The following is a 13,803-nucleotide window of genomic DNA, read 5'->3' as shown; positions in this document are numbered from 1 at the left end:
CCGCCATGATCAACCTTCCCCGCGACCGCATGGATCAAGTCGTCAAGCGTTTCGAGATGCTCGAAGCGCAGATGTCGGCCGGGCCGGCGCCCGAGGCCTATGTTCGGATGGCGTCGGAATATGCCGAGATCCAGGAGATGGTTGCCAAGGTCCGCGCGTTGCGATCAGCCGAACAGGAGCAGGCCGATCTCAAGGCGATGCTTGCCGACAAGAGCACCGATGCCGAAATGCGGGCGCTGGCCGAGGCGGACCTGCCGGGCGTGGACGAACGTATCGAGGCGCTGCAACAGGACATCCAGATCCTGCTCTTGCCCAGGGATGCCGCCGACGACAAGAACGCCATCCTCGAAATCCGTGCCGGCACCGGCGGTGATGAAGCCGCGCTTTTCGCCGGCGATTTGTTTCGCATGTACGAACGTTACGCAGCGGAGCGCGGCTGGCGTTTCGAGACGGTGTCGGCCAGTGACGGCGACGCCGGCGGCTACAAGGAAATCATCGCCACCATCTCCGGCAAGGGTGTCTTTGCCCATCTGAAGTTCGAGTCCGGCGTGCATCGCGTGCAGCGCGTGCCGGCGACCGAAGCCAGCGGGCGCATCCATACCTCGGCGGCAACCGTTGCCGTGTTGCCGGAAGCGGAAGAGGTCGACATCGAGATCCGGCCCGAAGACATCCGCATCGACACGATGCGCGCCTCGGGTTCGGGCGGCCAGCACGTCAACACCACCGACTCTGCGGTCCGCATCACGCATCTGCCGACCGGGATCATGGTGGTTCAGGCTGAGAAGTCGCAGCACCAGAACCGGGCCAAGGCCATGCAGATCCTGCGCGCGCGGCTCTACGACCTGGAGCGCAGCCGGGCCGACGAGGAACGCTCGGAGTCGCGCAAATCGCAGGTCGGCTCGGGCGACCGGTCGGAGCGCATCCGCACCTATAATTTCCCGCAGGGGCGCGTCACCGACCACCGCATCAACCTTACGCTCTACAAGCTCGACCGGGTGATGATGGGCGAGCTCGACGAGGTGGTCGACGCGCTGATCGCCGATCATCAGTCGAAGCTGCTTGCCGACATGAGCCTCGATGGCTGACCAACTGCCCGCCGCGCTCGGGCCGCTGCTCAGGGCGGCGCGCGAGTGCCTGGCCGCCGCCGGTATTGCCGATCCGGCGCTCGATTCCCGGCTGATCGTCGAGCATTTCTCCGGCGCGAGCCGCACCCAGGCCATTGCCCAACCGGAGCAAAAGGTGAGTTCTTCGGTGCTTTCGGCCATCGAAGCGGCCCTGAGGCGTCGCGTCGCAGGCGAGCCGGTCCATCGCATCCTCGGCTACCGCGAATTCTACGGCTTGCGCCTGTCGCTTTCGCCGGAGACGCTGGAGCCCCGGCCGGACACCGAGACGCTGGTCGACGCCGTCCTGCCTTTCGCCCGGGCAACGGCCGAAAGGCTAGGCGAATGCCGTATTCTCGATCTAGGCACAGGCAGCGGCGCCATCGCGCTGGCCCTGCTCGGCGCCGTCCCGGTGGCCACCGCGACGGGCATCGACATTTCGCTCGATGCACTGGCGACCGCGGCCGGAAATGCCCGGGATCTGGGGCTCGGCGAACGCTTCAAAGCCTTGCATTCCAACTGGTTCGAAAAAGTTTCGGGCCGTTACCATGTAATTGCCTCGAACCCTCCCTATATACCGACACGAGACATTGGAAATCTGCAGGACGAGGTCCGCGATTTCGACCCGCACCGGGCCCTTGATGGCGGTGTGGATGGTTTGGACCCCTATAGGGTCATCGCCGCCGAAGCGGCAGCATTTCTGGAAGCGCAAGGCAAGGTAGCGGTCGAGATCGGCCACACGCAGAAAAACGAGGTCAGCGGGATCTTCGCGGCGGCCGGCTATACGTTAAACGCCGCACATTGCGACCTCGCCGGTAATGATAGGGTTCTGGTGTTCGAGCGGCGAAAGCCCTGATGCAGTGCGAAAAAACCGCTTGGCAATACCGGGGAATGCAGTTAGGGTCCGGCTCAACCGGATGAGACGAAGCAGGCAGTGCTCCCAGCGATTCGGTTTTCCTTGGAAATAGCTGCCTTCTTGCGCAAACGACGCCCAAGCTTCGTGCGGGAATCATCCGGCAAGTGATGTAACCGGAACAGGATGGCACGTGGCGCCAACGCAATTGATGCGGGCGAACGCCGGTGAAGAAACGAAACGGCTGGCTGCATGAGCGCCTCCGTTCGTGAAGTTTTTTTCGAAAATTCACTATGAAGAGAGTCTAATGAGGCCACAACAGCAGAACAGGCGCATGCGCGGTCGCAACAACAATGGCGGCGGCGGTGGCAACAACAACAACCGCAAGGGGCCGAACCCCCTGACCCGCACCTACGAGAGCAACGGCCCGGATGTGAAGATCCGCGGATCGGCTCAGCAGATCGCCGAGAAATACGCCACACTCGCCCGTGACGCGCAAAGCTCCGGCGACAGGGTGATGGCGGAGAACTATCTCCAGCATGCCGAACACTACAATCGCATCATCGCTGCAGCGCAGGCGCAGATGCCGATCCAGAACGTCCAGCAGAACCGCGATGACTTCGACGACGATCTCGACGAGGATCGCGAGGAGTTCGACAATGCCGGCAACAACAGTGCCGATGCGCCGGCCGCGGCGAACGGTTCAGGGCCGCAGCCGGTGATCGAAGGCACGCCGGCGGAACTCGCCTACAACCAGGAAAACGGCCGCGACAACAACAACCGTCGCGACAGTGGTCAGCGGGATGGTGGGCAGCGCGACAACAATGGCCGCGACCGGCATCGCGACCGCCGCAACAGCGGCTACGGTCAGTATGGCCAGAACGGCCAGCGCGGTGAAAACGGCCAGCGTGGCGAGCAGGGCGGCCAGCAGTTCGATCAGAACCGCCGCAATGAGGCGCAGGCGCAGCCCGAAGCTTCCGCGGAAGCCGGCGCCGCGCCTGAACAGGCGCCGCAGTTCGACAGTTTCTCGCCAGCAGCCCTTGCCGCTCAGGCCGAGCTCAATGAAGCCGCCCAGGACAGCGGCAGCCGCCGCCCGCGGCGTCCGCGTCGTCCCCGCGGCAGCTATGCCGACCAGGCCAGTGGCGAACAGGGCGACCAGCCTGAAGGCGCGAGCCCGGAAAAGTCGGGCGAAGCACCTAGCGCGGTGAGCAATGGCGATGAGGTCAATGCCAGGCCCGCCGAAGAGGCAAGGCCGGCGAGCGAGCCTGTCGCCAGCGAGCCGGCGCCGGTTGCCAGCGAAGCGCCCGGCGAGCCAGTCGTCGCCGACGCGAACAACTGATCGAAACACCATTCCAGGCATTGCAGACGGCGGAGAGCAATCTCCGCCGTTTTCGTTCGTGCGCACCTGGAATATTCTGCTTTGATCGACATCAAGGCGTCTTGAGGGACCGCGGCCCATACACCATATCTGCGCTGAACAGGGCCCGGCTCGAATGAGCGGGTCCGTCACCGCAATCTGATCCGGTGCCGCAAAGCGGGCCGGTGATGGAAGGAGACAGACATGAATCTTGAAAAATACTCGGAGCGCGTGCGCGGCTTCATCCAGTCCGCGCAGACCATGGCGCTCTCGCGCAACCACCAGCAATTCACCCCCGAACATATGCTGAAGGTGCTCGTCGACGATGACGAGGGCCTTGCCGCGTCGCTGATCGAGCGCGCCGGTGGCAATGTCCGCGACGTCAAGCTCGGCGTCGAGGCGGCGCTCGAGGCCATGCCGAAGGTCGAGGGCGGCAACGGCCAGCTCTACCTTGCCCAGCCGCTCGCCAAGGTGTTCTCGACCGCCGAGGACCTGGCCAAGAAGGCCGGCGACAGCTTCGTCACCGTCGAGCGGCTGCTGCAGGCGCTTGTCATGGAGAAGTCGGCCAAGACCGCCGACATCCTGTCCAAGGCGGGCGTCACCGCGCAGGCGCTCAACCAAGCCATCAACGATATCCGCAAGGGCCGCACCGCGGACTCGGCCAGCGCCGAGCAGGGCTATGACGCGCTGAAGAAGTACGCGCGCGATCTCACCGCCGACGCCCGCGCCGGCAAGCTCGACCCGGTCATCGGCCGTGACGACGAGATCCGCCGCACCATCCAGGTGTTGTCGCGGCGCACCAAGAACAACCCTGTGCTGATCGGCGAGCCGGGCGTCGGCAAGACGGCCATCGCCGAAGGCTTGGCGCTGCGCATCGTCAATGGCGACGTGCCGGAATCGCTGAAGGACAAGCAATTGATGGCGCTCGACATGGGCGCGCTGATTGCCGGCGCCAAATATCGCGGCGAATTCGAGGAGCGGCTGAAGGCCGTGCTCAACGAAGTCACCTCGGCCAATGGCAACATCATCCTGTTCATCGACGAGATGCACACGCTGGTCGGCGCCGGCAAGGCGGATGGCGCGATGGACGCATCGAACCTGTTGAAGCCCGCGCTGGCGCGCGGCGAACTGCACTGCGTCGGCGCGACCACGCTCGACGAATACCGCAAGCATGTCGAAAAAGATGCCGCACTTGCCCGCCGTTTCCAGCCCGTCTTCGTCGACGAGCCGACGGTGGAGGACACGGTTTCGATCCTGCGCGGCCTGAAGGAGAAGTACGAGCAGCACCACAAAGTGCGCATCTCCGATTCCGCGCTCGTGTCGGCGGCGGCGCTTTCCAACCGCTACATCGCCGACCGCTTCCTGCCGGACAAGGCGATCGACCTGGTCGACGAGGCGGCATCCAGGCTGCGCATGCAGGTCGATTCCAAGCCTGAGGCACTGGACGAGATCGACCGCCGCATCATGCAGCTCAAGATCGAGCGCGAGGCTTTGAAAGTCGAGAAGGACGAGGCTTCGAAGGACCGGCTTGCCCGGCTGGAGAAGGAGCTTGCCGACCTCGAGGAGGAATCGCGCGAGCTGACCACGAAGTGGCAGGCCGAAAAGCAGAAGCTCGGTCTTGCCGCCGACCTGAAGAAGCAGCTCGACGAGACGCGCAACGAACTGGCGATCGCGCAGCGCAAGGGCGAGTTCCAGCGCGCCGGCGAGCTTGCATATGGCAAGATCCCGGAGCTCGAGAAGAAGCTCAAGGAAGCCGAAGCGCAGGACGGCAAGACCAGCATGGTGGAAGAGGTGGTCACGCCCGACCATGTCGCGCATGTCGTGTCGCGCTGGACCGGCATTCCGGTCGACAAGATGCTGGAAGGGCAGCGCGAGAAGCTCTTGCGCATGGAAGACGAGATCGGCAAGCGCGTCGTCGGCCAGGGCGAAGCCGTGCAGGCGGTGTCAAAGGCAGTGCGCCGGGCCCGCGCCGGGCTGCAGGATCCGAACCGGCCGATCGGCTCGTTCATGTTCCTCGGCCCGACCGGCGTCGGCAAGACCGAGCTCACCAAGGCGCTGGCCAGCTTCCTGTTCGACGACGAAACGGCGCTGGTGCGCATCGACATGTCGGAGTTCATGGAGAAGCACTCCGTCGCCCGGCTGATCGGCGCGCCTCCCGGCTATGTCGGCTATGAGGAAGGCGGCGCGCTGACCGAAGCGGTGCGGCGCCGGCCGTACCAGGTCGTGCTGTTCGACGAGATCGAGAAGGCGCATCCCGACGTGTTCAACGTGCTGCTGCAGGTGCTCGACGACGGAAGGCTGACCGATGGCCAGGGCCGCACGGTCGACTTCCGCAACACGCTGATCATCATGACGTCCAACCTCGGCGCCGAATATCTGGTCAACCTTAGAGACGATCAGGATGTCGACGCCGCGCGCGACGAAGTGATGGCTGTGGTGAAGGCCTCGTTCCGGCCGGAGTTCCTCAACCGCGTCGACGAGGTGATCCTGTTCCACCGGCTGCGTCGGCAGGACATGGACCGCATCGTCGAGATCCAGCTCAAGCGGCTGGAGAACCTGCTCGTCGATCGCAAGATCGCGCTGTCGCTCGATCACCACGCGATCGAGTGGCTGGCCTCGAAGGGCTACGATCCGGCCTATGGCGCCAGGCCGCTGAAGCGGGTGATGCAGAAGGAGCTGCAGGATCCGTTGGCGGAGAGGATCCTGCTCGGCGAGATCCTCGACGGCTCGACCGTCAAGGTCACGGCTGGCTCGGATCGGTTGAACTTCCGCTCGAAGCCGACCGTGGTGGCGACGGAAGCCGCCGCCTGATCTCGGGCAAGTTGAAACGAAAGAGCGCGTCGCATCGGACTGGTGCGGCGCGCTTTGTTATTCCCGGCGACAGCGCATAATCGGTTGCCGATTCGAACGGCTGGGAAGAACTCGATGAAACTCGAAGACTATAACGGCTTCTGCGCCTCGCTGCCCGCGACGACGCATGTGGTCCAGTGGGGCGGGGCCCATGTCTGGAAGGTCGGCGGCAAGGTGTTTGCCATTGGCGGCTGGAACGAGGGTGGGCAGCTCTTCGTCACCTTCAAATGTTCCGAGATGGCCTATGACGTGCTGAAGGATCAGCCGGGCTGCCGCCCAGCGCCTTATCTTGCCTCGCGCGGCATGAAATGGATCCAGCGTCAGACAAGCCAAAGCATGGATGATGCGGCGCTCGAGGACTATCTGCGCGAGAGCCATCGCCTGGTCGTCCTCAAGCTGACCAAACAGGCACGTAAGGAATTGGGGCTTGCCGTGACTTAGAGATCTTATGCATGTCGTTCTCGCAAAACCGCTGCGCACTTTTGCGCGACATGCATAAGCTGTTATTCCTCAAGGTACCGGAAAACCGCCATCTTCATGCCCGGTTCATGTTGGAACCTTAACTTGGGTAACTGGTTTGCTGGCGAAGGGTTCGCCCGCCAGAAACCCAGTCGACCGGAGAGCTTGACCCTCATGCTGCGCTTGATCTTTTCCCTTTCGGCACTCGCGGCCGGGCTGGTGTCTTCAAGTGCGTTCGCCGTGCCGAGCGTGGATGGCGCGCAGGGTGCGCGCCCGACCGAGCGCGGCGTGCTGATGCTGGCTCAGGAAGGCAATATCGACATCTACTACGACGCCAGGGGCAACCGCGTTCTGGTCGACGCCGATACCGGCAAGGTCATCGCCATCCAGCCGCCAGGCAGCAGGCTCGATCGCCGCGCGCTTCGCCGGCAGATGCGCATGCAGGAACTCGGCCGCGCACCGGCCGAGGGCGACGACCGCTATTATCTCGACAATCCCGAGGACATGGCCCGCTTCCGCCGCCGGCAGCTGGAGGAGAACGGCCGCGTCATCCCGCCGCCAGTCGATGAGTACGACCCCACCGATGACAATTCCGTCGATGCCTACCCGCCGGCGCCCAACAACGATGAGGGCTATGCGACCACTTATCCGGAGGCGCCGAAGTCCAACACCATCAAGCGCCAGCCGCTAAACGAGGCGTCGATCGACCCGGAGCAGCCGGGCCAGGGCGAAGTGCTGCAAACCAATCCGGACGCCGAGCCTTCACTGCCGCCGAACACCGGCGGCAAGGCCACCGTCGATCCGTCGTTGTCGCTCGGGGTGCGCCAGGACGTGGCGGCACTTCAGGTGCTGCTTGATCGCGGCGGCGCCTCGCCCGGCGTGATCGACGGGCGCTTCGGCTCGAATGTCGACAAGGCGCTGGCCGCCTACAACGAGATTAACGGCACCAGTTTGAAATCGACCGATGAAGTCGGCATCCAGGCGGCGCTTGCCCAATCCGGCGGCGACGCCTTTGCCTCCTACACGATCACGCCGGAGGATGCGGCCGGCCACTATCTCGCCTCGATCCCCGAGGACTACAGCCAGAAGGCCAAGCTCGACTGCATGTGCTACACCTCGGTCACCGAGGCGCTGGCCGAGCGCTTCCACATGGACGAGACCTATCTGAAGTCGATCAACAAGGGCTTGGACTTCAATCGCCCGGGCACGATCATCAAGGTCGCCAATTTCGGCAGGCTGGTGTCGACGCCGGTGGCGCGCATCGTCGCCGACAAGACCAAGAAGGAAGTCTACGCCTATGATGCGGGGGGCAAGCTGGTCGCGGCCTATCCGGCCACCATCGGCTCGGCCGACACGCCTTCGCCTACCGGCATTCATGCCGTCTCGCGCATCGCGCTCGACCCGAACTACACCTACAATCCGAACATCAATTTCAAGCAGGGCCAGAACGACAAGATCCTGACCGTCCCGCCGGGGCCGAACGGCCCGGTGGGCTCGGTCTGGATCGCCCTCGACAAGCCGACCTACGGCATCCACGGCACGCCCGATCCCTCCAAGATCGGCAAGACCGAGAGCCATGGCTGCGTGCGCCTGACCAACTGGGATGCGCGCGAGCTTGCCAAACTGGTGTCGCCGGGCGTCACTGTGGAGTTCGTAGGCGGCCCTTCGGCCGACAATATTGCGCAGCAGGACCCGCCCGGCGACGTGGACGTCGGTGCAAAACCTGAGGAGCTCCGGTGATCGCGAGATATGCGCTTGCCGGCCTGCTTTTGATGGTCAGCCAATCCGCATTTGCGCAGTCGGACGGCGAGATGGCGGCATGCGTCGATCGCGCAAACGGCGCCACGGATGAAATGCTGGACTGCGGGAAGGCGGAAATCGGCAAGTGGGATGCCAGGCTGAATGCCGCCTACCAGACACTGCTGCATCGCGAGAGCGGTGCAGGGCGCACAAGGCTGCAAACGGAACAGAAAGCCTGGCTCCGCCATCATCTCAAGGAAACACATCGCCTTGCGGCCGATCCGGACACCGGATCGGGAGCGTTCATGCTCTCGCAAGGGTTCGAGTTGGACGACATCACCAAGCGCACGCTCGCCCTGGAACAGCGCGTTCGCGACGGCCACGGATAGCCAGGCCGCCTTCGTCCGGCGCCACGGTGGAGTTGTCGGCGGCCCTTCAGCCGACTATGTGGCGCAGCAGTGAGCTGCGCGGCGCGGTGGCGTAAATCAGCTGTACCAGCAGGATGAAGACGATGCCGAGCAGCGGCGTGATCAGGCACAGCGCTGCGCCGATCGCCCAAAGGGTCTGCGCCTTGACGATGCGATTGTAGACGGTGCGGCGCGTCTCGGCATCGACGTCCTCGGCGATCATGCCGTTCCTGTCGGCATACCACCAGCTTGAAAACAGCGTGACGCCCAGCATCAGCAGATTCAGCCAATAGACCAGCACCGCGACCCTGAATTCCAGAAAATCGGCGAGAAGGTCGGTGGAGAAAGGCAGTAGCGCGATAAAGGCAAGGAAGCACAGATTGAGCGTCGCGAGCCGCCGGTCCGATTTCGCGATCAGGCCATGCTGCGCCTGCTGGCCGAACCAGAAGATGGTCAATGTCAGGAAGCTCAGCGCATAGGTCAGGAACCGTGGCGCCAGCGCGAGGATCGCGACGAGCAATTCACTTTCCGAATGCACCGCCTCGTGCGAGGGCACCCTGATCTCCAGCACGATCAAGGTCAGCGCGATGGCGAAGACGCCGTCGGTTATGCCGACGATGCGTCCGCGTCCTTCCGCCGACGGTTCAAGCGGCCGCTTCATGGCTTCCCCTCCATGCGTGGTGATGGAACCTAGCACGCGATCGGCGGTTTGCATCAGGAATGAGCCCACCTCGCCACCCGGTTAGTGTCTCTGGTTTCAAGAACAGCGATACTCTGGCTTGTTGTTGCGCTCACGCGAGGGGGCTAAGCAGAGCTTCATGTCATCCGCGAACGAAACCACAACCGATTCGCATTCGCCCGCGCGGGCGAACGGTACGTTCTGTCCTCAGACGCAGCGAAAATTCGTGCTGGTCGCGGCGATCCTCGCCTCGGCGCTCGGCTTCATCGACGGTTCGATCCTGGCGATCGCCATGCCGGCGTTGCGCGTGGATCTTGGCGCCAGCCTGGCGCAGGCGCAGTGGATTTCCAACGGCTATGCGCTGACGCTGTCGGCGCTCATCCTGGCCGGGGGCGCCGCGGGCGACCGGTTCGGTCTGCGGCGTGCTTTCGTGACCGGGATCGCGCTGTTCATCGCGGCTTCGCTTGCCTGCGCGCTGGCGCCCGATCCGGCTGTGTTGATCGCCTTCCGCGCCATCCAGGGCATCGGAGCGGCGATCATGGTGCCGGGCAGCCTCGCCATCATCGCCAAGGCCTATCCGAAGAAGGAGCGCGGCCGGGCGATCGGCATTTGGGCTGCCGCTTCGGCGTTGACCACGGCGCTCGGTCCAGTGCTCGGCGGCTTCGTGCTCTCGACTTTCGGCGATGGGGTCTGGCGCGCGATCTTTGCCATCAACCTGCCGCTTGGATTGATCTCGATCTATCTGCTTTTGGCCAAGGTGCCGGCCGACAAGCCGACCGAAAAACGCAGCCTCGACCTTGGGGGTGCTGCGCTGGCGACGCTTGCTTTCGGCCTGCTCGCATACGGGTTGACGGCGATGAATGCCGAAGGCGCGGGATTGATGTCGGGCCCGGCGATCGTCGCCGGCGTGGTGCTGCTCTTTGCCTTCATCTTTTACGAGCTCAGGCGGCGCGACCCGATGATCGATCTCGGCCTGTTCCGAATCAGGGCCTTCGCCGGCGCCAATCTGGCGACCTTCTTCCTTTACTTCGCGCTGTCGGCCAATCTGTTCTACCTGCCGATGCTTCTGATCGCCGGCTGGAGGCTGAGCGAGGCCGAGGTCGGCTTCATCTTCCTGCCGCTGTCGGCATCGATCGCGCTTTTGTCCGGACCGGTCGGCCAGTGGTCCGATAGGATCGGTCCGCGTTTCCCGATCGCCAGCGGCAGCATGGTCGTGGCCATCGCCTTCGCCGGCCTGGCCTTGCTCACCCATTTCGGCATCCACGATTTCTGGGCCGGGACCTTTCCGCTGATGGCACTGATGGGGCTTGGCATGGCGCAGGTCGTGTCGCCGCTGTCGACGGCGGTTATGACGTCGGTCGAGGACAAGGATACCGGGGCCGCGTCCGGCATCAACAACGCGGTCTCGCGCGTCGGCGGCCTGATCGCGGTGGCGGCCATGGGTTCGATGGCGGCCTGGGTTTACGCTCGGATGACCGGCAACGCCTCCGGGATACCCGGTTTCGGCGAGCCGCCCGCATCCGGGCTTGCCGCCAATCTCGACGCGGCGAGAGTCGCGGCAAGCGATTCGGCTTTCGCCGCGGTCGCGGCAATCACGACGCTGCTTTGCGTGCTTTCTTCGCTCACCGCCTGGTTCACGGTTCCCGGACAGGCATCGCCCTGGCCGAGGCGGACAAACGATTCGCGTGATTAAGGTGCATTGAGATTCAGGTCAGGCCGGCATCACCTGAATATCAAGACACCCTTAGTTCGGAAGCTGCGAATCGGTCTTGGCGCTGGCAACTTTCAGCGAGTTGCCGTCTTCCTGCTTCAGAAGATCATCGATGCGCTCACGCTCGCGCTTGAAAGCCACGAGATCGTCGCCCTTCAGCACCTTGCCGACCGGCAGACGCACACGCATCGAGTCGACCTTGGTGCCGTTGACGATCAGCTCGTAGTGAAGATGCGGGCCGGTGGAGAGGCCGGTCTGGCCGAGATAGCCTATGACCTGACCCTGCCGGACATGAACGCCAGGTTCGATGCCTTTGGCGAAAGCGCTCTGGTGGTTGTAGGAGGTCTCGTAGCCGTTGGCATGGCGAAGGATGATCTGCTTGCCGTAGCCGCCGGCCCAGCCGGCCTTTTCGACGACGCCGTTGCCGGCGGCGATGATCGGCGTGCCGACAGGCGCGGCCCAGTCGGTGCCGGTATGCATGCGCACATAGCCAAGGATCGGGTGCCGACGCGCGCCGAAGCCGGAGGTGAAGCGCCCGTTGGGCAGCGGGTTGCGCAGCAGGAACTGCCTGGCGCTCGAGCCATTCTCGTCGAAATAATCGGTGCTGCCGTCCTGCATCTGGAAGCGGTAGAAGTTGCGCGTCTGGCCGCCGAAGGTCGCCGAGACATAGAGGAGCTCGGAATTGTCGGAGGTCTGGTCGTCGCCATCGGGTTGCGAAAACAGCACTTCGAGGCGGTCGGCCGGCGAAAGCCGCGACTGGAAATCGACGTCGGAAGCGAGAAGCTTGATCAGCTTCTGCGTCATCGCCTTCGACATGCCGTAGGAATAAGCGGCTCGGTAGATGCCGTCATAGATATTGGGCAGGTTGCCGCGGACCACGACGGGCTGCGAATCGTCGAACGCCGTCAAAAGCTCCGGATTGGCCTCGGGCTCCTGCGCCGGCACATACTGGCCACGGTCGTCGAGGGCGATGGTCACGATATGCGTGGTCTTGTCGTAAACGCTGGTGCGCACGACCTTGGCGACATCGCCGCGCACTTCGAGGCCGACGCGCAGCACGGTTCCGGCCTTCAGCGCCGGGGCGTTCAGGAGCTTGCCAATGGCCTCCGCCATGCCGGTGGCGTCATCGCCCGTGTAACCCGAATCGGCATAGGCCTCGGCGATATCGGTATCCTTGGTGAAGGGGATGATTTCCTCGGCGAAGGCCGGGGTCTGATCGTCCGGCGTGGCGCGCGGCGCGACCGAGACGTTTTCCTGCGTGATCTTCACGTCATAGGAACCGGCCATCGATTCGGCGAAGGCATCGCCGAATCGCTGCGGGTCGACATAATGCAGCGCCGCCACCTGAACGGCGCCGTCGCTCAAGCCGTTGCGGGCGTCCCGCACCACCTTTTCCACCTCGTCGGCGGAAAGGTCGCTCTTTTCGTCGAAGGAGGCCGTCTCGATCGGGAAATCGACCGTCTTCAAGCTCATCTCGCTTTCGACCTTGGCGCCGTAGATCTGCCCGGCGACCGCGGTGGCCATTGCCGGCTGCGCATTGTCGTCGCTGTCGTCGCCAAACACCTGCATCGGGTCGAATGGCGGGTAGGGGCGGTTGGTTGTGTGGCCGGCGGCGAGCGCCATCTTGACCTGCACGAAAGGCATGGTGTGGATAACGTCGCGATCGCCGACCTTGGTGACCATCGACACTTCCATGCGCCGCCGGTCCTTTGCGCGGGCGATCTGGCGCGGCGCGACCAGCCTGGTGGTCTTTGCCTGCTCGCCGGAATCATCGCCGCCGCCTGCAAGGCTGATGAGCTCGGCGATTTCGGGCGGGGTCGCCAGCTGCTGGCGGCCATCAAGCGCGGCGAACAAGGCTACGCCCATCAAAACACTGGATGTAACACCGGTGAGGAAGGTGCCCGACAGCCAGCGGGCCGAGACCTCGCGGCGGTCCGGCGGACCGCTGCGGCCGTCCGCGATCAGCGGCGGCTCGTTGCCGAGTTCGGCTATGACATCTTCCGTGTCTGGCATCCAGAAAGGCTGCTTCTTCCCCGGGCGAACGGCTTGTCGTTATCGTTGCGGCCATGACATTTGCCTGTCACGGCGGTTGAAGTCAACGAAACGGCATGCCGGGGCCGATATCCCCAATCATGCGTTCTGCGCACGGCGCACGTGTCGTCTGTCGTGGAGGCGCCTCACACATACGCGCGCGCCTTCCTTATATGGGCCGGTTTCACGCCTCAATGCGGCGGCAATAGGGCCTCGTTGTGGACGACACCAGGGCTGCCGCAAGGGCAGTCGGCTACAGAAAAAGCGGTTCGAAAAATTCGTCGCAAAAAATTCAAAAAAGTTCGAAATCGGTGTTGACGCGTCGACGGAGGTCCGACTATATACGCCCCACGAACGAGGGCGGTGCGCCGCTGGCGACGAAGAAGTTTGCTTCTAAATCTGCCCTCTACGAAATTCAAGAGAGCCGCGTGAGCGACACTCGGACGGCCCCGGAGCCAAAAGCGAAACGGGCCACGACATTGCGTGAAGTGATGTCTGTTCTTTGACAATTGAATATTGAAGAAAGAGAAACGTGGGCGGCAGAGTCCTGCTGAGCCTCTTACTCCGCCAGGGGTAATTGGTTCGAACGAGACTTTGGCGGATCACGTTTCGTGAG

The 13,803-nt window shown here is 63.7% G+C and carries 10 protein-coding genes; 8 read left to right on the top strand and 2 right to left on the bottom strand.

What is annotated here, in order from left to right; genetic code table 11:
* Positions 1-5 precede the first annotated feature (5 nt).
* The 7 genes from prfA to AC0YKC_RS31040 all read left to right on the top strand — a co-directional run bounded on the left by prfA (position 6) and on the right by AC0YKC_RS31040 (position 8,748).
* A complete protein-coding gene (prfA, locus tag AC0YKC_RS31070) occupies positions 6-1,085 on the top strand; it encodes a peptide chain release factor 1 (protein WP_320296756.1) in 1,080 nt (359 codons plus the stop codon).
* The gene (gene prmC / locus AC0YKC_RS31065) at positions 1,078-1,956 is read left to right on the top strand and encodes a peptide chain release factor N(5)-glutamine methyltransferase (RefSeq protein ID WP_320296757.1); all 879 of its coding nucleotides are present in this window, start codon (positions 1,078-1,080) and stop codon (positions 1,954-1,956) included. The genes prfA and prmC overlap by 8 nt, the downstream gene beginning before the upstream one ends.
* Positions 1,957-2,260: 304 nt before the next feature.
* Positions 2,261-3,292 (top strand): DUF4167 domain-containing protein, encoded by a 1,032-nt coding sequence (locus AC0YKC_RS31060; RefSeq protein ID WP_488513812.1) that lies wholly within the window; start codon positions 2,261-2,263, stop codon positions 3,290-3,292.
* A 222-nt stretch (positions 3,293-3,514) separates the two neighbouring features.
* Positions 3,515-6,121, top strand: coding sequence for an ATP-dependent chaperone ClpB (clpB, locus tag AC0YKC_RS31055; protein WP_488513811.1), 2,607 nt, complete (start codon positions 3,515-3,517; stop codon positions 6,119-6,121).
* A gap of 114 nt (positions 6,122-6,235) precedes the next feature.
* Entirely contained in the window at positions 6,236-6,601 is a 366-nt protein-coding gene (locus tag AC0YKC_RS31050; RefSeq protein WP_320296760.1) for an MmcQ/YjbR family DNA-binding protein, read from the top strand.
* A 192-nt stretch (positions 6,602-6,793) separates the two neighbouring features.
* Entirely contained in the window at positions 6,794-8,359 is a 1,566-nt protein-coding gene (locus AC0YKC_RS31045) for a L,D-transpeptidase family protein (protein WP_488513810.1), read from the top strand.
* Positions 8,356-8,748: a lysozyme inhibitor LprI family protein gene (locus AC0YKC_RS31040; protein ID WP_488513809.1), complete on the top strand. Its 393-nt coding sequence runs from the start codon at positions 8,356-8,358 to the stop codon at positions 8,746-8,748. The genes AC0YKC_RS31045 and AC0YKC_RS31040 overlap by 4 nt, the downstream gene beginning before the upstream one ends.
* Before the next feature lie 46 nt (positions 8,749-8,794).
* Here the strand turns inward: AC0YKC_RS31040 and AC0YKC_RS31035 are convergent, their stop codons facing one another.
* Entirely contained in the window at positions 8,795-9,427 is a 633-nt protein-coding gene (locus tag AC0YKC_RS31035) for a TMEM175 family protein (protein ID WP_488513808.1), read from the bottom strand.
* Between the two features lie 157 nt (positions 9,428-9,584).
* Here AC0YKC_RS31035 and AC0YKC_RS31030 point away from each other — a divergent pair, with 157 nt between their 5' ends.
* Positions 9,585-11,138, top strand: a complete 1,554-nt coding sequence (locus AC0YKC_RS31030) for an MFS transporter (protein WP_488513807.1) — start codon at positions 9,585-9,587, stop codon at positions 11,136-11,138.
* Between the two features lie 51 nt (positions 11,139-11,189).
* On the opposite strand, the gene AC0YKC_RS31025 is transcribed toward AC0YKC_RS31030, so the two are convergent.
* Positions 11,190-13,169, bottom strand: a complete 1,980-nt coding sequence (locus tag AC0YKC_RS31025) for a M23 family metallopeptidase (RefSeq protein WP_488513806.1) — start codon at positions 13,167-13,169, stop codon at positions 11,190-11,192.
* Between the last annotated feature and the right edge of the window lie 634 nt (positions 13,170-13,803).

This window comes from Mesorhizobium sp. CNPSo 4661, assembly GCF_057784215.1.
Note: the sequence above shows the minus strand (reverse complement) of the source record. Positions and strands in the feature narration are given on the sequence as shown.

Coding starts and splice junctions, on each gene's coding strand:
- prfA (WP_320296756.1), top strand. CDS start 6: ATGATCAACCTTCCCCGCGACCGCATGGATCAAGTCGTCAAGCGTTTC.
- prmC (WP_320296757.1), top strand. CDS start 1,078: ATGGCTGACCAACTGCCCGCCGCGCTCGGGCCGCTGCTCAGGGCGGCG.
- AC0YKC_RS31060 (WP_488513812.1), top strand. CDS start 2,261: ATGAGGCCACAACAGCAGAACAGGCGCATGCGCGGTCGCAACAACAAT.
- clpB (WP_488513811.1), top strand. CDS start 3,515: ATGAATCTTGAAAAATACTCGGAGCGCGTGCGCGGCTTCATCCAGTCC.
- AC0YKC_RS31050 (WP_320296760.1), top strand. CDS start 6,236: ATGAAACTCGAAGACTATAACGGCTTCTGCGCCTCGCTGCCCGCGACG.
- AC0YKC_RS31045 (WP_488513810.1), top strand. CDS start 6,794: ATGCTGCGCTTGATCTTTTCCCTTTCGGCACTCGCGGCCGGGCTGGTG.
- AC0YKC_RS31035 (WP_488513808.1), bottom strand. CDS start 9,427: ATGAAGCGGCCGCTTGAACCGTCGGCGGAAGGACGCGGACGCATCGTC.
- AC0YKC_RS31030 (WP_488513807.1), top strand. CDS start 9,585: ATGTCATCCGCGAACGAAACCACAACCGATTCGCATTCGCCCGCGCGG.
- AC0YKC_RS31025 (WP_488513806.1), bottom strand. CDS start 13,169: ATGCCAGACACGGAAGATGTCATAGCCGAACTCGGCAACGAGCCGCCG.